This window comes from Bacillus sp. 5B6, assembly GCF_000259405.1.
In the GTDB taxonomy this organism is placed as follows: domain Bacteria; phylum Bacillota; class Bacilli; order Bacillales; family Bacillaceae; genus Bacillus; species Bacillus velezensis.
The window spans coordinates 627496-647761 of record NZ_AJST01000001.1 but is presented as its reverse complement, the minus strand read 5'-3'; the positions used below and the strand labels follow the sequence as shown (position 1 = coordinate 647761).

Sequence of the window (20266 nt, the reverse complement as noted above, 5' to 3'; positions counted from 1 at the left end):
ACCTCCCGCTATTTATCAAAATTTTCGAGCTCTTTATAATCAACATATGCACGGAATAACGCTTCGCCCACCAGAAAAAACGGGGCAAATGCGACGATTTCCGTTTTATCGCTTAACGTCACCGGCTTGCTGGTCGCATAAAGATTATACGGCGTCGTTTGCGCCAGTACGTTGTTTTTCAGATTGGTGATTGAAATAAACGGAACTCCCTTTGCGGACAGGGTCCTTACCTGCGGAATTAATTCGGGGGTTTCGCCTGATAAAGAAATAATGATGAATACGTCATCAACCTTAAAATCATCACACATGATATCAAACTCTGTGATGTCCTGAATTAAAATCAAATACTTCCGCCGGGATACAAACATCCGCTGCAGCTCACGGGCGCACACCCTCTGAGCCGTCCCCGATCCGTATACGAAAATCCGTTTTGCTTCATCTATCAGCCGGCACATCTCCGTCATATCTTTTGACTTCACGTATTTTACATTGGCTTCAATATCATCCAGCAGCTTTTCAAACGTCATATTCTCGCCCTCTTCAGGCTGATCCTCCCATTTCAGAAAAACCCGGAATTCACTGTAGCCGCTGAAGCCCAGTTTTTGGGCGAGCCGCAGGATGGAAGACCTAGAGACATTGCAGGCTTTCGCCATGTCATTGATACCGAGATGATAGCACGTATGTTTATGATTCAATATATATTTTAAAATATAAAAATCGTTATCATTTAATTTCGCGTAATGCTGGTTAACCAGTTCTTCAAGACTCATCCCAAAAATCCCCCCGTTTTCTTTCTATTATATAGAATAACAGATAAAGAAAACGGGGAAGATTGTCATCAGGAAATAGGAGACGGACTCACATCAAGCTCAGGCCAGTAGTCCTTGTTAGCCTCCATCAGATCTTCAAGAATCAGTCTTGCCACACGGGCATTCGGCACTGTTTTTGACAGGATCAGCGCCTGCCACAGCTTTTGAAATGACCGCTCTTCCCACGCTTCAGCCGTCAGTTTTTCGACAGACACCTGCTGTTCCATCAGGCCTTTTTGAAATTGCGGTATGTTCCCGACTGAGAGCGGTTCCGGTCCGTTTGAACCTACGAGACAAGGAATCTCAACCATGGCTGATGGATCAAAGTTTGCGATCGCGCCGTTATTTTCAACGATTAACAGCATTCTCTCCCCGGTATTGTAAGCGATGGCCCGGGCAAGGTCGACGATATAGGAAGCATGATCATCAATTTTAATTTCACTGTTCTCCGATGATTGTTCGCGCGTAATCATATCGCATTGGCTGAAAATGAAAGCTTCGCGCCCTTCCATGACTTCGTTGGCTCTCGTATGGTTCGGATTTGATTTTTTCACCATATCATCCGGGAATAAGTAATATTGCAGATATGTGTTCGGAAGCGTATCCGGATCAGCCGCCTGAACGTCGCGCGCTTTTTTGAATGTGTCATTCCAGCTTGCTTCAGTCTGTTCGGCCTCTGTCTTCGGAACGTAGCCGTATTCACGGACATGCTCTTTCAGCTTCGGCATTAAATCATTGCCATGCCGGTCTGTGATGGACGTCCACCAGCCAAAATGGTTCAAGCCGTAGTAACGGACGTTCATTTCTTTTCGTGAAGATAATCCGAGGATGTTCGCCATGCGATCCTCAATTCCGACCGGCATGTCGCAGATGTTCAATATTTTTGAATTCGGTCTGAGGCGCCGTGTAGCTTCGGCCACAATCGCCGCCGGATTGGAGTAATTCAGCATCCATGCGTCAGGCGAGTACGTTTCCATATAATCAAGAATCTCCAGAACACCGCCGATAGAGCGCATGCCGTATGCGATTCCGCCCGGCCCGCATGTTTCCTGGCCGACCACGCCGTACTTCAGCGGGATTTGTTCATCAAGCGCGCGCATCGCATATTTTCCGACGCGGATATGCGCCATGACGAAGTCAACATCCGTAAAAGCCGTCTCTGGGTCATCAGTCGCCAAAAATTCAATGTCCGGCGCTTTTTCTTTTATGAATACCTCACACGCACCCGCAATCCGCTCCTGCCTTTCTTTATCATTGTCATAAAGTTTCAGCTTTCTGATCGGAAACTCTTCCAGGTGATTCAAAAGCATTAATACAATTCCGGGGGTAAATGTGCTGCCGCCGCCTGCAATAACGATTGAGAATGATTTGTCTGTCATGTGAAGCCCTCCTCTGATAACGTTTACATTTTATTTATATCATGAGAAGGTCCGATCTGTACCGGGTTTGGAGGAGTTAGATCATTTAATCATTTTTAGTTATTTTTCTCAAAAAGCGGGAAAGTTCCCACAGGTACGAAAGAGGCCTGCTGTCATCAGCAGACCCATTCTCAAAAATGCTCTTGTAAATCAGAAAGCAGCACTTCCTGCTCAAATTGAGGATTTCCGATCGGAAAAATTCTGGCTGTTTCCTTGTCTTCGTTGACATGCTGAATATAAATCGGAACTCCTTCATACGTCACATACGCCATGGCGGCGGATTCCGAAATGTCTTTCGCACGCTGTGTATTCACGTCTCAAACCTCCTTTAGGCCTCACACATAACGTGTCCGGCAGCCAAGAGAAGTATGCTTGTTTCTTACAATTGTCCGGCGGTGAGTTTGAATTTTTTGAGACGTTTGTAAAACGTGCTCCGCGGGATTCCGGCCATTTTGGCGGCCAGCGTGACATTCCCCTTCGCCGATTCAAGCGCGTTTACGATGATGTTTTTCTGAATGTGCTCCCGGATGGAGACAAGGGACGCTTCTTCCTGTTCATAAGACTCGGCCGCCTCTTTAAGACCTGACGCTTCAAGCAGGGCTGCAACGGGGCGTTCTGACAGCCGTCCGTCCGGGAACATGACGGAAAGACGTTCAAACACATTAAACAATTCCCTGATATTCCCCGGCCATTTCCGGCTCTTTAATAGGTCTAAAAAGTCATCAGGAAGCTCCCCGCGCCAGCCGCGATTTCGCTGAAATTCAAGGAAGAGTCCGGGAATGTCTTCGGTGCGTTCTCTTAATGGAGGGAGATGGATCGGACAGACGTGAAGCCGGTAAAATAAATCTTCTCTCAGCTTTTTGCATTCGACAAGCTGTCTCAGATCAGTGTGGGTGGCAGTGATGATTCTGATGTCAACGGGAATCTCTTTTGTCCCGCCGACCGGAGTGACTTTCCGTTCCTGCAGCACCCGTAACAGAGCGACCTGCATGGAGTGTGATATTTCTCCGATTTCATCGAGGAAAAGCGTGCCTCTATCGGCTTTTTGCAAAGCGCCGTTATGTCCTTTCCGTTTGGCCCCGGTGAAGGCGCCTTCCGAGTAGCCGAACAGTTCGCTTTCAATCAGCTTTTCGGGGACCGCTCCGCAATTGACGGCGATAAACGGGCCGTTTTTCCTGGAGCTGTTGTTATGAATCGCCCGGGCGGCAACCTCCTTTCCCGTCCCGGTTTCTCCCGTAAGACAAACGGTTGCGTCCGTTCGGGCGACAAGCTCCAGCTGCTGAAGCATATGTCGGGATGACGGGCTTTTGCCTGCCGCACCATGGAATATAAAAGACGGCTTTTCTTCTCGTTTGGATAAGTAAATGCACGAGAAGCCGTTCTCCTCCCGCTTTGCCTGCTTGATGTGAAAGCCCTGTTCCTCAAGCTCGCGCAGCATATGCCCGGTAAAATGCTGAACGGGACGGCTTGCAGCGATAACCTTGCTCATTTCATTGCAAAGCACGATCGGATCGTGAGACCGGGTAAGCCCGGCGAATTTGCTGATCATGTCAAGTTCTGTCATTTTGATCTTTAGGGCAAGCTCCCGTTCCGCCGTATAAGCGATGGAGGAGGCAATTCCGAGCATAAACGGCTGAGCGCGGGCGGCGGGGCAGGAAATATCAATGACACCCGCCAGCCGCCCGTCTTCATAACGGATCGGCGCGGCGGAACAGCTCCATTGATGAGAAGCGAGCGAATAATGTTCAGAGCCGTGTATCATGACCGGCTCATTTGTATAAAGAGCCGTCCCGATCGCATTCGTGCCGACGGCCGTTTCCGTCCAGCGGGCGCCTTTTAAGAAATTGATGCGGTTCGCTTCATGAATGGTGCGCGGGTGGCCGTCAACTGAATGGACAACGCCGTCTGAATCAATCAGGAGGACCATCATTTCCATTTCCCGCATTGCCGTTTTCATTCTTTCTGCATGAGGCATTGAGGCTGCTAAAAATAATGAATGCTTTTCGGCCTGCCTTTCTAAATGATCTGCCGGCATCACATTCGGCCCCTTTTCGAGATAAGGGTTGACGTCGGCTTTTTTGCAGCGGTGCCATGAGGCGGCCACCCGCTTCTGAATACGGGATTCATCAAGCACACCTTCTTTCACAAAGCGCTTCCAGGTTTTAAAATCATTCCGAATGACATTCATTGTATTCGCTCCCCCCTGTTCAGACCATCTTTTCATATATTGTAGGGGAAAAATAAAGCGCTTTCAACGAAAAATACCCCTTCTCATCTGAGAAAGGGTATTCCGGTTATACGGAATGCACCGCAAGTCCGGTGACATTCAGCAGGGCTTCCTGAAGCGTTTCTGACAGAGTCGGATGCGCCGCGATAAAGTGCTCCGACATATCCGCCGTCATTTCACCGTTCATCATCATGACCGCCTGACCGATCAATTCCGTCACGTCCGGCCCGATCATTGACACGCCGACGATTTCTCCGAATTCCGGTTCGGCAATGATTTTCATTTTGCCGCCATGCTGATGTTTAATTAACGCTTTTCCGTTAGCAGAAAATGAGCATTCTCCGATTTTCACATCTCCGTATGTCTCTCTCGCCTGTGTTTCCGTCAGCCCGACAGCGGCCATTTCCGGTGATGTATAAATACAGCGGGGCACCGCCCGCATATTGACTTTGCTGTCCTTTCCCGAGGCATGCGCGGCGGCTGTGATTCCTTCATGAATGGCGGCATGCGCGAGCTGCATTCCTCCGGCCGCATCGCCGCATGCGTATATATGAGGCACATTGGTCTGCATATGGTCATTGACTTCAATGCCGCGCGGAGAATAGCGGATGCCGGCCTGCTCCAGATTCAGCTCTTGCAAACGCGGTTTTCTCCCGATTGCAACCAAAACGTGATCAGCCTGAGCCTCAATTTCTTTGCCGTCTTTTGTCCACACGGCGGTTTTCCTTTCTTTGTCAATCCGTTGAAGTGCGGCTTTTGTCTGAATATCAGCCCCGCTGTCTCTTAAAGAGTCTTCAAAAACGGCGGCGATTTCCCCGTCTTCTGCCGGAAGCAGCCGGTCAGCCGATTCAATCACCGTCACTTTCGTTTTAAACCGGCTGAATAAAGAGGCAAATTCACAGCCGATCACACCTCCCCCGACAATAAGCAGGGAAGAAGGGATTTTCTGTAAAGAAAGCGCGTCTTTGCTGTCGATCACCCAATCGCCGTCAAATGGGGCAAACGGCAGCTCCGCCGGTTCAGATCCGGATGCAATCAATATCCGATCTGCTTCCAGAATGTCTTTTGCGCCTCCTTCTCCTTCAACAAGCAATGTCTGCTCTGTGAGAAATGAAGCTGTCCCGCTGATGATTTTAATCTGATTTGCTTTCATTAAGTATTGAATTCCCTGCACGAGCTGGCTGACGATTTGCCGTTTGCGCCCCTGCATGCGGGCCCAATTGAGTGTAATGTTTTGCGGCAGTTCGATGCCGAATGTATCTGCATGCCTGATTTTATCGAGCACATTCGCGCTTTCCAAAAGCGACTTTGTCGGGATGCATCCCTCATTGAGACAAGTGCCTCCGAGCGGCCCTTTGTCGATCAGAACGACTTCTTCTCCCCTCCGCGCGGCAGTCACGGCAGCTGCATATCCGGCAGGCCCGCCGCCGATAATGGCTAGTGTCAATCTCTTCACCCTCTCTATAAAATCAATCCGGCCGGCTCTTCAAGCAGCGCTTTGACCGTTTTCAGGAAGTCCGCAGCCGGTGCGCCGTCACATACTCTGTGATCAAAGGTAAGGCTCAGCGGCAGCATGGTGCTTTTGACAAGCTCATCTCCTTTAAACGCAGGCGTTTCATAGCTTGCGCCTACTCCGAGAATACCGGCTTCAGGCGGATTAAGAATCGGGGTGAAATGCTCAATTCCGTAACCCCCGAGATTTGTAATAGAAAATGTCGATCCGTGCAGATCATCTCCGGAAGCATTGCCTTCCCGCGCCCGGCGTGCCGATGTGCTGATGTGATCCGCAAGCTCAAGGAATGAAAGCTTTTCCGCATCCCGGATCACCGGCACGACGAGACCGTTTTCAAGAGAAACCGCCATCCCGAGGTGGACATATGGATAGGTGATGATCCGCTCCTCTTGATAAGAGCTGTTCAGCTCAGGATGCTGTTTCAGCGCAAGCACCGCGGCCCGGGATACGAAATGTGTGACCGTCAGTTTAACACTGCTCCGCTTTTTCGCGCTGTCGGCGAGCTGCTGCTGCCATTTTACAAGCTCCGTAATGTCCGCTTTCATCGTCAACGTCAGCTGGGCGCTGTTTTGCAGGCTTTTGTGCATTCGGTCTGCAATCACTTTTCTCATCGCTGAAGCCGGTTTTCCCTCCGGCTGTGCCGTCTGAACCGAAGACTGCGGTTCAGATTCCGTCTTCATTGCCTTGATGACGTCAGCTTTTACGATTCTGCCTCCGGGCCCCGTCCCGTTCAGCGTATCAACTTTCAACCCGGCTTTCTCCGCCATTTTTCGGGCAACGGGTGATATTTTCACGCGGTGTTTACGCTTTTGCCCGGCTTTGGGAGCGGGAATATGTTCAGGTTCAGATTGCGGTTTCCCTGCATTTTCAGGAGCCGGCGCCTCCTTCTCCCGCACTTCTTCGCCGTTTTCCCCGATATAACAGATGGGCGTTCCCGGCGGGACTCCTTCTCCCTCTTTGACTTTAATGTGAAGAAGCGTGCCGCTTTCAGGCGCTTCTATTTCCATTTCTATTTTTTCCGAGTTGATGCTGGCGATGCTTTCTCCCTTTTCAACCGGGTCGCCGACTTTTTTATTCCAGACGGATACTTCACCTTGCTTCATCGCCATTCCCAGCTTCGGCATTACTACTTTTACAGCCATTCTATATCCCTCCTTTAATTCATTGCCGGCTCGCCAAGCAATTCAAGCGTGACGCTGACAATTTGGTCTGGTGTCGGCAAATATTGATCTTCAAGCACCGGCGAAAACGGTACCGGTGTATGCGGCGCTGTAATCCGCTTAATCGGCGCATCAAGCAAATCAAAGCCCTTATCGGCGACAATCGCAGCAATATCCGTAGCGATGCTGCAGCGCGGATTGGCTTCGTCAATGATGATCAGCCGGTTTGTTTTTTCTAACGATGTGAAAATCGCTTCCTCATCTAAAGGAGACAGACTCCGGGGATCAAGCACCTCGGCGTCGATGCCTTTCTCAGAAAGCTGTGCAGCCGCTTCAAGCGCGGTGTTGACCTGCTTGCCGACCGCAAACAGCGTGATGTCGCTGCCTTCGCGTTTGATATCCGCTTTTCCGAGCGGAATTGTATAATAATCTTCCGGCACCTCGCCCTTCATGTTGTAGGACGTTTTGTCTTCAAAAAAGAATACCGGATCATTGTCTTCTATTGCCGAAAGCAGCAAACCTTTGGCGTCATATGGATTGGACGGCACAACCGTCTTCAGACCCGGGATGCTGGTGAACAGGCCATACAGCGCCTGCGAATGCTGAGCGGCTGCCCGGAACCCGGCTCCGTATGTGGTGCGGACGGTGATCGGCACTTGCGCTTTACCGCCGAACATATAGCGGAATTTCGCACCTTGGTTGATCACTTGGTCAAAGCACGTTCCGATAAAATCGTTAAACATCAGTTCCGCAATCGGTCTCAGCCCCGTGGATGCCGCAGCCATGGCCGCACCCATGTAGCCCGCCTCAGAAATCGGTGTATCCAGCACTCGGCTGCGCCCGAATTCCTGTACGAGCCCCTTTGTGACCCCGAGTACACCGCCCCATGCTTCATCATCTTGCAAATGATCGACCGCCGCTCCCCCGGCGACATCTTCACCGATTACAAGCACATTGTCGTCTTTTCTCATCGCAAGCTTCATTGCTTCATTGATCGCGTCCGACATGCTTATGACTCTCGCCATCTCACATTCCCCCTTTTTCATATGACACGTAGACGTCTGTCAACAGCTCTGACTCTTTCGGATATGGACTCTTCTCGCTGAACGAGACGGCTTTTTCAATCGATTCGCTGACACGCTGTTCGATGTCTGACAGTTTATTTGCATCTGTTTCTTTTAGAAGATAGTTTTTAAAGCCTTGAATGGCATCCTTTTCTTCAAGATGCTCAGTCTTTTCATCCTTTGTTTTATAAGTTTGGGCATCTCCTTCGAAATGTCCGTAGTTTCTGTAAGTCATACATTCAATCAAAGACGGGCCCCCGCCGTTTCTTGCTCTTTCTATCGCTTCCCCGGCTGCCTGATAAACCGCTAAAATATCTTTTCCGTCCACCGTGACCCCCGGCATGTTATAGGCAGCCGCCCGATCGGCGATTGAATCACAGGCTGACGCGTACTCAAATGTCGTGGCTTCGCCGTAGCCGTTGTTTTCGGCGATGAACACGACAGGAAGGTTCCATACTGCCGCTAAGTTCAGCCCTTCATGGAAGGTCCCTTGGTTATTGGCTCCGTCTCCAAAGAAGCAAACGCTTACATTTTTAGTTTGTTTATATTTAGCCGTGAGCGCTGATCCGCATGCGAGCGTAAAGCCGCCCCCGACGATTCCATTTGCGCCTAACATGCCTTTATCAAGATCCGCAATGTGCATAGAACCGCCTTTTCCTTTACACAGTCCGGTCGCTTTTCCGAATATTTCCGCCATCATGCCGTCCAGATCACAGCCTTTGGCGATACAATGGCCATGTCCCCTGTGCGTGCTTGTAATGCTGTCGCCATCATCTAAATGAGCGCACACGCCTGCAGCTACCGCTTCTTCACCGGCATACAAATGGACGAATCCGGGAAGCACTCCTTGCGCGAACAGTTCATGCACTTTGTCTTCAAAGCCCCTGATTTCCAGCATCTTTTGGTACATCCACAGCGCTTTCTCCTCAGTTAATGACAAGCCTTCTCGTTTTAACAATTCCATTTTGTGCGCCTCCTTCTATTTAGGGTTCACACTTATAAATGCAAGAAGCATGCCAGCCTTTGAAGCCCGTAAAATGAATGTTTTTATTTTTACAATGGAGACAGTTTGAGACAGGTGTCTCATTTTGTCTCGATCTGTTCCCTTTGTCTCGTTTTATGGCATACAAAAAAGACCGGGCATCACCCTGTCTTTGACAATGATCGACGTATTTATTTCCTCGGAAATCTTTTAACTGCTTCATTCTTCTGCATACAGTCTATCGCGGCGTTTGAGTGGTTACACTCTTTTTTCATATCCGCGCGCTGCAGTTCATGCTTTTCTTCAACAGCCCGATTCAGCGCTTGAAGCATGTAGCCAATGCCTTTATACGATGACAAAGGCCAAGTGATATGCTGATGCTCTCCGATGACGGCGTTTAGGACGCTTCGGTATTTTTTCCCGCCAAGCATGACAAGCTCTTCGATGTCGTAAAAGCCTTTTTCATGAAATTGACGGCGCAGCTCGTCCGCTGCCATGATCTCCGGATGACCGGTTCCAAAAGTGACATCGTAATTTCCGGGAACAATATCATCCGGACGAAGGAATCCGTGCTTCGCCGACAAAATCACCCACTCATCGAAAAATGCTTTCGCATATTGCTCGCACGCCTGATGAAACGGGCTGAGATAAGCGTCTTCCGCCCTTACCGGACCTGTATCTGAATGGACATCCCAAATTTTTTTCTTGCCGCAGGGGATGATGCACAGTCGTTTCATTTTTCTCTCCCCCTTTATGATGTATTTCCTATCAATGTACCATTATTCGTTTATTTCTGCATGACGGATATGTCTGGGTAAAAGCTGCACACAAAAAGACCCGGAATTCAAACCGAACTCCGGGCCGGATGAAGAGTTGTTTATGTCACTCTTGCTCCATCCCATCAAGATACTTTCTCTCAAAGTCATCGAGCAATGCACGCACTTCATCTGTTGACTTTGTATTCATGCATTGATTTCTTAATTCACTTGCTCCCCGGAATCCGCGGAGATATATCTTGAAAAAGCGAGGGAGCGGTTTATATGCTCGAGCTTCTGCTTTTGAATATTCATCATGAAGATCCAGATGCAATCTCAAAAGATCAAGCAATTCCTTACTGCTATGCTCTCTCGGCTCCTTTTCAAAGGCGAATGGATTAGTAAAAATGCCTCGTCCAATCATAATCCCGTCAACACCGTATTGTTCAGCGAGTTTCAAGCCGGTTTCCCGGTCAGGAATATCCCCATTTATCGTCAAAAGGGTATCTGGCGCTATCTCGTCACGAAGTTTCTTAATGTCCGGGATGAGCTCCCAATGCGCATCTACTTTACTCATTTCCGCTCTTGTACGCAGATGAATGGAAAGATTCGCAATGTCTTGTTTCAGTATGTGTGTCAGCCAGCCGCGCCATTCTTCTATATCCGTGTAGCCAAGTCTGGTCTTCACACTTACCGGCAGACCTCCTGCTTTCGCCGCCTGTATTAATTCGGCTGCAACTTCAGGACGGCAAATCAGGCCGCTTCCCTTTCCATTCCCCGCCACATTAGGTACAGGACAGCCCATATTGATATCCAGGCCCTTAAACCCTAATTCCGCCATCCCAATACTCATTTGGCGAAAGTTTTCAGGCTTATCTCCCCATATGTGGGCAACCATCGGCTGTTCATCCTCCGTGAAAGTCAAACGGCCGCGCACACTATCCTTCCCATCCGGGTGACAATAGCTTTCTGAGTTTGTAAACTCTGTGAAAAACACATCAGGTCTGCCTGCTTCACTCACAACATGGCGAAAAACGACATCCGTCACATCTTCCATTGGTGCCAGTACAAAAAATGGCCGCGGTAATTCACGCCAGAAATTATCTGTCATAACAAATCCAAATCCTTTCATGATGGGATACAGCCAAACCTTTATCCCAAAATTAAAAACTGACCATGCTTCTTTTACACTTATAGCATGTGTCAGCACTTCTTATCAAACGATAGTAAATTTTGAACATTTCACTTTTTACACGTTAAAAAGTGAAAAAGCAAACTGAAGTAGAATAGATATGATAGAACACCTTACAACTCCTTAACCATATAATCGGTTCGAAAGAGAAAAAAGTGTGATGAGTATCTACACCTATTTTTTTATTTATATTGTGGTTTATTAATATTAACGCAACGCTGACCTTCATCTTTCTTAGCGGCCTTACTTTTGCTCTTTTTGGACAAAAAGGATTCCAACCTAAATAGAATATCATATGAGTTCTCCCTATTACCAATGCAAAATAATTGTCGTTATCGAAGATAAAATATTTAACGCTGCACCATATCCGTATCTCAATATCATTTGCGGAAAAATAATTTGATTAAGCAAATGGGGTTGGGGGTAGTATATCTGGGTACTCAAGAGAATGTAAAAAGTTAACTTGCCGCTTGTGAATCACATGGAGTAAAGAGGATGGGATGGGAAGAGAAAATAAACTCGAACTTAACAGAATTCAAGAATTTCAATCTGGTATGTTAATATCTTTATACAATCACCTTTATATGTTTGTATAAGGTTACGATTCGGTAATCCTGATCCAAAACCAATAAAATAGACTGCTGACTAATTGCCGCAGTCTTCATTCATAAGATTAATAAGAAAGTGTTTATTTTCTTTCATCATTAAATAAGGCATCAGAAGTTATTGCTTTCATTTCGAATATCCTTTGTTATACCTATGATTATTTGTATAACAGTGAAAACCCCCAAGAAAACAGTGACAATATTAAACCATGGATTATCATAGAATGAAAGATATGTTTGAAAGAAATCCAGTTCAACTATGTTTGCTGGGAATCCATTCATTTCTCTATAATTAGGACCCCATCCCGTTAATTCTGCAAAATTAAAATAAAGCTGTGAAACTAAAAATGCCAACAACGTTTGAAACCAACTTCTTTTATATAACGGTCGTTTTTTGTTTACTTTACCCATTTTATTATCCATTTCCTTTTCTGCAATACTTTTTAGCCAGGTGACAATCTAACATCATTATATGATGAAGCATGATTGTCGCGATAATTACTTATTAAGGATATAACCATCGCATGTATTACTGTAATAGTTGTTATCACTTGCGTTTCCGCCTCGGCGCTATTATTTAATTGTTGTAATGCTAATACGTTATACATTAAAGTAAGCCACCTTTGCCTTTTGCAGCTTCTACATCAGAACCTTCAAACAGTTGTTGAAGTTCCAATACATCTCTTATTCGATTTCACCTCCTTTTTATCATTTATTACAACTATCGCCAATAGTAGATGTGCCGAGAGTGTCGGGGACTTTATTCTTTAAGAAAGAAGTTTACAAAATATTAACTGAGATTACAAGTATTCACGGAACTTGAACGACTTGTTATTGCTTCTGATTCACAACAAGATCTTCATATTTTGTCTGTAATGCCGTTTCCAAACGAAAAAAAGAAAGTGTTAATAGAAAGCAGCCTGCTTGGCTGTTTTTCACTTGCTTTTCCATACGTTTTTTCAACTCTTTTTATCAGTTAAATAAAGACAGATAGGACAAGGGCAAAACATGAAAAAGACCCGGAAATCGGAATTGTTTATTTACCGAAATCCAGGTCTGATTACGAATTGTTTATTTTAGTTAGACGATTTCAAAACAAGCTTCGCCACAGCTTCCACATGAGCCGTCTGCGGAAACATATCAACAGGCTGAATATATTCGACGCGATAGTCCTTCGACAGCGTCTGCAAGTCTTTCGCCAGTGTGGAAGGATTGCAGGAAACGTAGACGAATCGTTTCGGTTTTACTTTTTTGATGGTATCTAAAAATGTTCTGTCACAGCCGGTTCTCGGCGGGTCGACGATGACCACGTCAGGGCGGAAGCCTTCTTTCGTCCATTCCGGGAGCCAGTGTTCGGCTGTTCCTGTGACATATGCCGCGTTTTTGATGCCGTGTTTTTTGGCGTTTTTCTTCGCATCATCAATTGATTCTTTAATGACGTCCATGCCGCGGATCTCTTTTGCGCCGCTTGAAACCCACATGCCGATCGTACCGACGCCGCAATACGCGTCTACGACTTTTTCTTTTCCTGTCAGCTGAGCCGCTTGTTTCACTTCGTCATACAGCTTGACCGTCTGCTCAGGGTTGAGCTGGAAGAAGGCGCGGGCGCTCAGTTCAAATGACACGTCACCGAGCACTTCTTGAATGGCATGGCTTCCGGCCAGCGCTTTTGTTTTGTCACCGAAAATGACGGATGTGCGCGCGCCATTGACGTTTTGAATAATCGATTTCACTTCCGGCAGACGGTTCTGAATGGCTTTGACGATCTCGTCTTTATTCGGCAGTGTCTCTTTCGCGGTGACAAGCACGACCTGCACTTCGCCTGTTTCAAAACCGACTCTCGTCACGATGGTGCGGACATCGCCTTTTTTGGTCCGTTCGTTATAAACGGATACGTTGTGTTTTTCCAAAATACGGCGGACGATACCCGTTGTTTTGTTTGTCGCCGGATGCTGGACAATGCATTCCTTAATCGGAACGATTTTATGGGAATCAAGTCCGTATAAGCCGGTAATGATGCTGCCGCTTTGCGAGCGTCCGACTTGGAACTGGCTTTTGTTCCGGTAATTCCAAGGGTTATCCATTCCGATCGTATCTTTAATGTTCATTTCTTCGACATTGAATCTCGTATGACGTTCCAGAGACTGAATGACGATGTCGCGTTTTTCGCGAAGCTGCTGGGTGTATGCCAGATGCTGAAGCTGACAGCCGCCGCACTGGTCGTAGACCGGGCATGGCGGCGTGACGCGGTGTTCAGACGGCTTGCGGATTTTTTTGACGCGTGCTTCTGAAAATTTCGGCTGCACATTTGTCGCTTCGGCAACGACTTCTTCCCCTGGCAGAGCGCCGGGTACGAAGACAACTTTTTTCTTAAAATAGCCGACGCCCTCTCCGTTAATGCCGAGACGTTTGATGGTCAGCGGAAATGTCTGTCCGATTTTCAATTCGGCAGGCGCCTTTTTTTGATGTTGATTCACGTTTTTTTCTCTCCGTTTCTATATAAAGCCTTTCTCATGGGAAAACGGCTGATTTGAAATATCACATCTTTTCAGTATAACATGCAGCCGGCGGTTCCTTCATGTTTTTCACTGGAAGTTTCCTTTTTTCATTCAATGCTTCTCCACAAGTACAAGGACGCATAGCTTAAATACGGCGCCCATTCGCTGCTTACCTGGAGCATCACGTCTTTTGACGGTTTATCCTCTAGGGCGAAGCGGCGTTTGACGGCGTTTTGCAGGCCGATGTCCGCCAAAGGAAACAGATTCGGGCGGCCGAGGCCGAACATGAGGACGTTTTGGACGGTCCACGGGCCGATGCCTCTGATGGTGATCAGCTTTTTCATAATGGCTTCATCCGATAAATGAGAAAGTTCCGCCAGATTGAGCGCTCCGTCTGCAATCATCCGTGAAATGTCAATCGCATATTCCGCTTTTCTCATGCTGAACTGGAGCTCCCGCAAGTCCTGATAATCAAGCGCCGCGATCGTTTTCGGCTCGGGATAGCACCAGACGCCGTCTTTTTGTTCACCGAAGGCATGGACGAACCGTTCTGTTAAGGTAAATGCGAAAGACAGGTTGAGCTGCTGGTGGATGATGCATTTCATGAGACAGTTGTAGACGTCATATTCCAAGACGAGCGGGGTTCCCGCATGCTCCTCAAAAAGCGCCGACAGATTTGTTTTTGAGAAATGATCAAGTACAGGCTGAAGCGGCTGCTCCCACTGAAAAATGTGTTTGATCCGTTCAATCATCTCTTTGCGGTCCGTTTCTCCGCTGACGAGAAAAACCGGGTCAGCGGCGGTGCCTTCCCCTTGAACCGTGATGACGGACAGTTTGCCGTCCCGTGTTCTGAGCGGCACTTTGATTGATCTTGTTTTAAGATCGACCGCATTCAGCGGATCGAGCGACAGCCTTTCAAGGACTTTATCAAAATGATACGGCGGTGTGACCGAAACCATTTCCTTCCACATATGCTCCACCCCTTTTTGTCCAAGTATATCATGAAGCGGCCGGGCGGCAATTCGTATACTTTTCTTCATAACGCCGCATGATATAATGGCAGGCGGAGGGTTGTTTATGATACATATAACCGCAATCACAACACATAATGAGATATTAGATAATATCCCCCTATCACGTACAGAACAACCGGACATCGCATGGTACTGGATTGATTTTTTCGGCGCTGAGATGCATGAAACCGAGCTGCTGCGGGATTATTTTCATTTTCATCCGCTAGCGATCGAGGATTGCTTTCAGCACATGCAGCGGCCGAAAATCGACCATTATGACGGCTACCGTTTTTATGTGCTCCACGCCTTGAACCCGGACACACTGGAAATGGAAGAGGTGGACATTTTTCAGTCCGACCGTTTCATCGTCAGCTTCCATTTGCACGAATCGCCCGGCGTCTCAAGGGTGAGAGAACGTTTTTTCGCTTCTCCGGGATTAGCCAAAAAAGGGCCCGGGCACATCACTTATATGATTATGGATCAGCTTGTCGATGAATATTTCCCCGTGCTGTACAAAATTGAAGACCGGCTGAATGAAATTGAAGACAGCAGAACCCATAAATCTTACGGCACTTTAATGAACGAAGTGTTTGAATTGCGGACTGATCTTTTGAACCTGAGGCGGACGATCATTCCGATGCGCGATTTAATGTACCGGATTTTGAGCCTTGACCATGTAAAAGAAAGCCGTGAAACAAAGGCGTATTTCAGCGATATTTATGACCACCTGTTAAAACTGGCTGAGCTGATCGAGTCAAACCGTGATATGACGTCAGATTTGCGGGACAGCTATGTGACGCTGAATTCAAACCGGATGAACGCCATTATGATGACATTAACCATCGTCTCGACCATTTTTATCCCGCTGACGTTCATCGCGGGGGTTTACGGCATGAATTTCGATAACATGCCTGAACTTCATTGGAAATACGGGTATTTTATCGTTTTGGGCGTAATGGCCGTCCTTGTGGCCGCCATGCTGTTTTGGTTCGCCCGCAAAGGCTGGTTTAATATTTTCAAGTAAGAACGGCTGCCGGCTGTTCTTTTTTTTGAGAAAACATGATAGTCTGGAAAAAAACGTAAAGAGGTGTGCGCCGTTACCATCCTTTCTCACAAAATCATTTCTTCTGTCCTCCTGCTTTTCAGTGTCATGTCCATTGCCCCGCTGTATAACGGCCGTACGGTGTCTGATTACATCTTTGAGTTACTCGGCTTTTCCTCTTGGTCGGAAGATGGAGCCCATATCTCCGTCATTCCCGGGGTCGTGCTTTACTTTGCGGCGTTAATCTGGTGTGCCGCCGCGTTCAGGCGGACGCTTCCCGCGGCGGGGCTGTTTCTGATCTTTCTCAGTATGGGGGCCGCTTCCGGTATCAGTCCTGCCACCGAATATGCCGCTTTTTCCTTAAAACAGTTCGCGCCCGAAAAAGAGGCTGTCGAATATTTGAAGCACCGCAGCGAATGCAGTCATCTGGTTGAGCGAAAAAGAGCGGGCATGAGCTGCACGCTTTATATCAATCATTACGGAAAAGGGGAACAAACCATTTCTGTCACGCCGGATTTATCAGAAAACATAAAGGACGTCACATTCAAATCAAAAACATTCACTGTAAAACCCCGTTCAAAAACAATCATCAAAACCCGATTTACCGGATTTTATAAGGGGAAAGCCGCCTCAGACTCCGGATGGTCCTCAGAACCTGAACTGAAAGTGGCAATCCTGTACACAGCAGATTAACCATTTTGCATGTATAATGGTGGAAAATATTGGATGGACTGTCAAATGAAGATCGCCATCGTCGGACTCGGCAATATGGGCCGCCCCATCGCCGAAAATATCATGAAAGCCGGATACAGCCTGACTGTATATAACCGGACGAAAGAAAAAGCGGCTGACCTGCTGGATAAAGGGGCTGAATATGCCGAAACGCCCCGCCAGGCAGCTGAACATGCAGAGATCGTGCTGTCCATGCTGTCAGACGATGAAGCCGTAACAGGCGTAACGTTCGGAGCTTGCGGCATTATTGCCGGGTTATCTGAAAACGGCATTCATATTTCAATGAGCACGATCAGTACGGCGCTGTCAGAACAGCTTTCCGCCGCACATTCGGGCAGAGGGCAGTCCTTTATCGCCGCTCCCGTCCTCGGCCGCCCCGATGCCGCCGAGAAGGCTGAGCTTCGCATCATCACAGCCGGACCGGCAGAAGCGAAGAAAAAGGCCGAACCGCTGCTTAACATCCTGAGTCAGCAAGTATTTGACACTGGTGAAGAAACAAAAACGGCCAACGCCGCGAAAATCAGCGTCAATTTCTTGCTCGTTTCTATGCTGGAGGCGTTATCTGAATCATTCTTAATGATGGAGAAGTTCGGTTTAGAACGGAAACAATTTTTAGAAATTGCCGGCGCGCTCTTTGGCTCTCCCGTCTATCAAAATTACGGCACGATCATGGCTGAGGAAAAATTTGAGCCGGCCGGCTTCAAAATGTCTTTAGGGCTGAAGGATACCAATCTGGCGCTCGCCGCCGCTGAACAGGCTTCCGCAAAACTCCCTCTTGCCGAGCTGGCCAAGAGCCATTTTGAAAGCGGGATCGAACAAGGCTTCGGGGATCTGGATTGGGCTGCACTGATTAAAAGCTTAAAATAACAAAATAACACCTCTCCATTACCAGGAGAGGTGTTTTCTACAGGCGCGGCAGCTTCATTTCTTTCTCAAACATCAGGTCATCAATGCTTTTAAACGTGTAGCCTTCTTTTTTCAAATCGGAAATGGCATCGTCCAGAGCTTCTGAATTGTCCTTTGAAACGGTGTGGAGAAGGTAGATCGCGCCGGGATGCGCCTGCTTTATCATGTGATCATAGGCGTATTGTTTCCCTTTTTGCTCGTTAACCTTCCAGTCGACAAATGCGACGGACCAGAAAACGGTTTGGTAGCCGAGGCGCTTCGTTTCTTTGAGGACATATTCGCTGAATACGCCGCGCGGCGGACGGAGATACAGGTTGTCCCGCTTTCCGGTAATGTTGTACACAGCTTCCGTGACGGAATCGAGTTCGTCTTGAATCTGATCGCCCGTTTTTGTCGTCAGATCAGGATGATGAAAAGAATGATTGCCGATGATATGGCCTTCCTTTGACATCCGTTTAATCAAATCAGGCTGCTCTTTCACAAAATGACCCGTGACAAAAAAAGTGCCCGTGACGTGATGTTTTTTTAACACATCAAGCACTTTCGGGGTGTACCCATTTTCATATCCGTTATCAAACGTTAAATAGATGGTCTTTTCTTTCGTATTGCCCAAATAAAAGGCATCATATTTTTTGACCAGATTGTCCAGCTGTCTGCCGGCATCCGGCGGCTGATGATTGACGCTGCGTTTAAAGCCCCAGTTTATCCGTTCATTCGGCACGGCTTCTGCGCTGTTGATGCCTCCTGCAAGTAAAACGGCCATGCAGCAAATTGAACAAAACCATTTCATGACCAGCACTCCTTCTGCATTTTTCCTTATTTTGCAGTAGGCCCTGCCCTTTTATACAGCCGCATTATGGAAAAAGAAAAACCCCGGCAGCCGCCGGGGTTTATTCCCAATCCTTTTTAAAGCGTTCGTATTTTGCTTCCAGATCATCAAGCATGCCGATGAGCCGGTCTATATCTTCAACATCCGTTGATTCAGGGTCTAATGAATCAATGACATTCATAAACATATCGAGTCTGTTCTTCAGGTAATCGAGCTGCTGATCTTTGCTGTTTACTGCATTCCCCATACTTCCACTCCATTCATTTTTTATAATGGTAGCGTATTTTTTGCCGTTTTTCAATGGTTCCGCTACTTGCGATCTTGGCAGATCAGGTCTAAAATTAACAGTTGGCAGACGTTAGTATGCCCCATTTATAAAGGAGTTAGATAGTCATGACACAAAACACAGCACTGCGTCCGATCACACCGGAGTACGATCCTTGGGAAGCGTACATGGATGTCGACCAGTATGGAGATATGAAACTGACGAACGTTGAATTCACAACGACGACTTTGTGCAATATGAGATGCGAGCACTGCGCCGTCGGGTACACGCTCCAGCCGAAAGACCCGAATGCGCTGCCGATCGACCTTTTATTAAAGCGGCTTGATGAAATTCCTCTGTTACGCTCTATCAGCATTACGGGCGGCGAACCGATGCTTTCGCTGAAATCGGTAAAGGAATACGTCGTCCCGCTTTTAAAATATGCGCATGAACGCGGCGTCCGTACACAGATCAATTCAAACCTGACGCTTGATATCGGGCGCTACGAACGGATTATTCCTTATTTGGACGTTCTTCACATTTCACACAACTGGGGAACGGTCGAGGACTTTGCCGACATCGGATTTGCGATGATGGAGAAGAAACCGACATTTGAACAGCGGGCGCGCTATTTTGACAAAATGATTGAAAACAGCCGCACGCTTGTCGAAGCAGGCGTAATGGTTTCAGCGGAAACGATGCTGAACAAACGGACGCTGCCGCATATTGAACATATTCACCGGCAGATTACGGAAGAAATGAAATGCCAGCGGCACGAAGTCCATCCGATGTATCCGAGTGATTTCGCCAGCGCGCTTGAATCACTCAGCCTGACGGACATGAGACAGGCCATTCATCATCTGCTCGACATTCGCGATGAAGAGACATGGATGCTGTTCGGCACGCTCCCGTTTTACGCATGCAGCCCTGATGAAGAAGACCAGAAGCTCCTCCGCCGCCTGCGGGAAGCGAAAAACGTTACGGTGCGAAACGACCCTGACGGCCGCTCCCGCCTGAATGTCAACATTTTTGACGGAAATATCATTGTCACGGATTTCGGCGATACACCGCCGCTCGGCAATATTAAAACAGACAGCCTTCCCGAAGCATATGACAAGTGGAGACAGACGAAGCTGAGCAAAGAGCTGAACTGCCGCTGCACAAACGTCCGGTGCCTCGGCCCGAACGTCCTTGTCAAAAACAGTTATTATCAGGATACGGATTTTTCATTACGAAAAGCCAGAGGTTAACAGAAG

20 protein-coding genes are annotated in these 20266 nt (G+C 47.6%); 4 read left to right on the top strand and 16 right to left on the bottom strand.

The features are described from left to right. Positions 1-8: 8 nt before the first annotated feature. The 14 genes from MY7_RS03085 to MY7_RS03025 all read right to left on the bottom strand — a co-directional run bounded on the left by MY7_RS03085 (position 9) and on the right by MY7_RS03025 (position 15194). Complete coding sequence (locus tag MY7_RS03085; protein WP_007408530.1) at positions 9-770, bottom strand: MurR/RpiR family transcriptional regulator; 762 nt, start codon at positions 768-770, stop codon at positions 9-11. Positions 771-838: 68 nt separating this feature from the next. Next, a complete protein-coding gene (glvA, locus tag MY7_RS03080; protein WP_007610111.1) occupies positions 839-2188 on the bottom strand; it encodes a maltose-6'-phosphate glucosidase in 1350 nt (449 codons plus the stop codon). Positions 2189-2358: 170 nt separating this feature from the next. Continuing rightward, a complete protein-coding gene (locus tag MY7_RS03075; protein ID WP_003155535.1) occupies positions 2359-2541 on the bottom strand; it encodes an H-type small acid-soluble spore protein in 183 nt (60 codons plus the stop codon). A gap of 65 nt (positions 2542-2606) precedes the next feature. After that, positions 2607-4415 (bottom strand): sigma-54-dependent Fis family transcriptional regulator, encoded by a 1809-nt coding sequence (locus MY7_RS03070; RefSeq protein WP_029325995.1) that lies wholly within the window; start codon positions 4413-4415, stop codon positions 2607-2609. 106 nt (positions 4416-4521) lie between these two features. Continuing rightward, the gene (gene lpdA / locus MY7_RS03065) at positions 4522-5901 is read right to left on the bottom strand and encodes a dihydrolipoyl dehydrogenase (RefSeq protein WP_029325996.1); all 1380 of its coding nucleotides are present in this window, start codon (positions 5899-5901) and stop codon (positions 4522-4524) included. Positions 5902-5915: 14 nt separating this feature from the next. Beyond that, on the bottom strand, positions 5916-7109 hold the full coding sequence (locus MY7_RS03060) for a dihydrolipoamide acetyltransferase family protein (RefSeq protein WP_007610105.1): 1194 nt from the start codon (positions 7107-7109) through the stop codon (positions 5916-5918). Positions 7110-7123: 14 nt separating this feature from the next. Continuing rightward, positions 7124-8152 carry an acetoin:2,6-dichlorophenolindophenol oxidoreductase subunit beta gene (gene acoB, locus MY7_RS03055; RefSeq protein WP_007408525.1) on the bottom strand — a complete coding sequence of 343 codons (1029 nt, stop codon included), beginning with the start codon at positions 8150-8152 and terminating at the stop codon, positions 7124-7126. A gap of 1 nt (position 8153) precedes the next feature. Beyond that, positions 8154-9155 carry an acetoin:2,6-dichlorophenolindophenol oxidoreductase subunit alpha gene (gene acoA, locus MY7_RS03050; RefSeq protein ID WP_003155540.1) on the bottom strand — a complete coding sequence of 334 codons (1002 nt, stop codon included), beginning with the start codon at positions 9153-9155 and terminating at the stop codon, positions 8154-8156. 209 nt (positions 9156-9364) lie between these two features. Next, entirely contained in the window at positions 9365-9910 is a 546-nt protein-coding gene (locus MY7_RS03045) for a DUF6884 domain-containing protein (RefSeq protein ID WP_007610095.1), read from the bottom strand. Positions 9911-10055: 145 nt separating this feature from the next. After that, positions 10056-11039, bottom strand: a complete 984-nt coding sequence (locus tag MY7_RS03040) for a tRNA dihydrouridine synthase (RefSeq protein ID WP_029325997.1) — start codon at positions 11037-11039, stop codon at positions 10056-10058. Positions 11040-11836: 797 nt separating this feature from the next. Then, positions 11837-12136, bottom strand: coding sequence for a YfzA family protein (locus MY7_RS03035; RefSeq protein WP_029325998.1), 300 nt, complete (start codon positions 12134-12136; stop codon positions 11837-11839). 32 nt (positions 12137-12168) lie between these two features. Then, positions 12169-12333, bottom strand: a complete 165-nt coding sequence (locus MY7_RS20125) for a class III lanthipeptide (RefSeq protein ID WP_193349179.1) — start codon at positions 12331-12333, stop codon at positions 12169-12171. Positions 12334-12801: 468 nt separating this feature from the next. Next, positions 12802-14202 carry a 23S rRNA (uracil(1939)-C(5))-methyltransferase RlmD gene (gene rlmD / locus MY7_RS03030; RefSeq protein WP_007610089.1) on the bottom strand — a complete coding sequence of 467 codons (1401 nt, stop codon included), beginning with the start codon at positions 14200-14202 and terminating at the stop codon, positions 12802-12804. A gap of 128 nt (positions 14203-14330) precedes the next feature. Next, the gene (locus tag MY7_RS03025) at positions 14331-15194 is read right to left on the bottom strand and encodes a DNA-3-methyladenine glycosylase family protein (RefSeq protein ID WP_029325999.1); all 864 of its coding nucleotides are present in this window, start codon (positions 15192-15194) and stop codon (positions 14331-14333) included. Between the two features lie 106 nt (positions 15195-15300). On the opposite strand from MY7_RS03025, the gene corA reads away from it, so the two are divergent. The 3 genes from corA (at position 15301) to MY7_RS03010 (ending at position 17877) form a co-directional block, all read left to right on the top strand. Next, on the top strand, positions 15301-16260 hold the full coding sequence (gene corA, locus MY7_RS03020; RefSeq protein WP_003155549.1) for a magnesium/cobalt transporter CorA: 960 nt from the start codon (positions 15301-15303) through the stop codon (positions 16258-16260). 63 nt (positions 16261-16323) lie between these two features. Beyond that, positions 16324-16971 (top strand): hypothetical protein, encoded by a 648-nt coding sequence (locus tag MY7_RS03015; RefSeq protein ID WP_007610084.1) that lies wholly within the window; start codon positions 16324-16326, stop codon positions 16969-16971. Positions 16972-17016: 45 nt separating this feature from the next. Continuing rightward, positions 17017-17877 (top strand): NAD(P)-dependent oxidoreductase, encoded by an 861-nt coding sequence (locus MY7_RS03010; RefSeq protein WP_029326000.1) that lies wholly within the window; start codon positions 17017-17019, stop codon positions 17875-17877. Between the two features lie 37 nt (positions 17878-17914). Here the strand turns inward: MY7_RS03010 and pdaA are convergent, their stop codons facing one another. Both pdaA and MY7_RS03000 read right to left on the bottom strand, forming a co-directional pair. Beyond that, positions 17915-18706, bottom strand: a complete 792-nt coding sequence (pdaA, locus tag MY7_RS03005; RefSeq protein WP_007610080.1) for a delta-lactam-biosynthetic de-N-acetylase — start codon at positions 18704-18706, stop codon at positions 17915-17917. A gap of 100 nt (positions 18707-18806) precedes the next feature. After that, complete coding sequence (locus tag MY7_RS03000) at positions 18807-18992, bottom strand: SE1561 family protein (RefSeq protein WP_003155558.1); 186 nt, start codon at positions 18990-18992, stop codon at positions 18807-18809. A 146-nt stretch (positions 18993-19138) separates the two neighbouring features. Here MY7_RS03000 and yfkAB point away from each other — a divergent pair, with 146 nt between their 5' ends. Beyond that, positions 19139-20260: a radical SAM/CxCxxxxC motif protein YfkAB gene (yfkAB, locus tag MY7_RS02995; protein ID WP_007610076.1), complete on the top strand. Its 1122-nt coding sequence runs from the start codon at positions 19139-19141 to the stop codon at positions 20258-20260. The last annotated feature ends 6 nt before the right edge of the window (positions 20261-20266 follow it).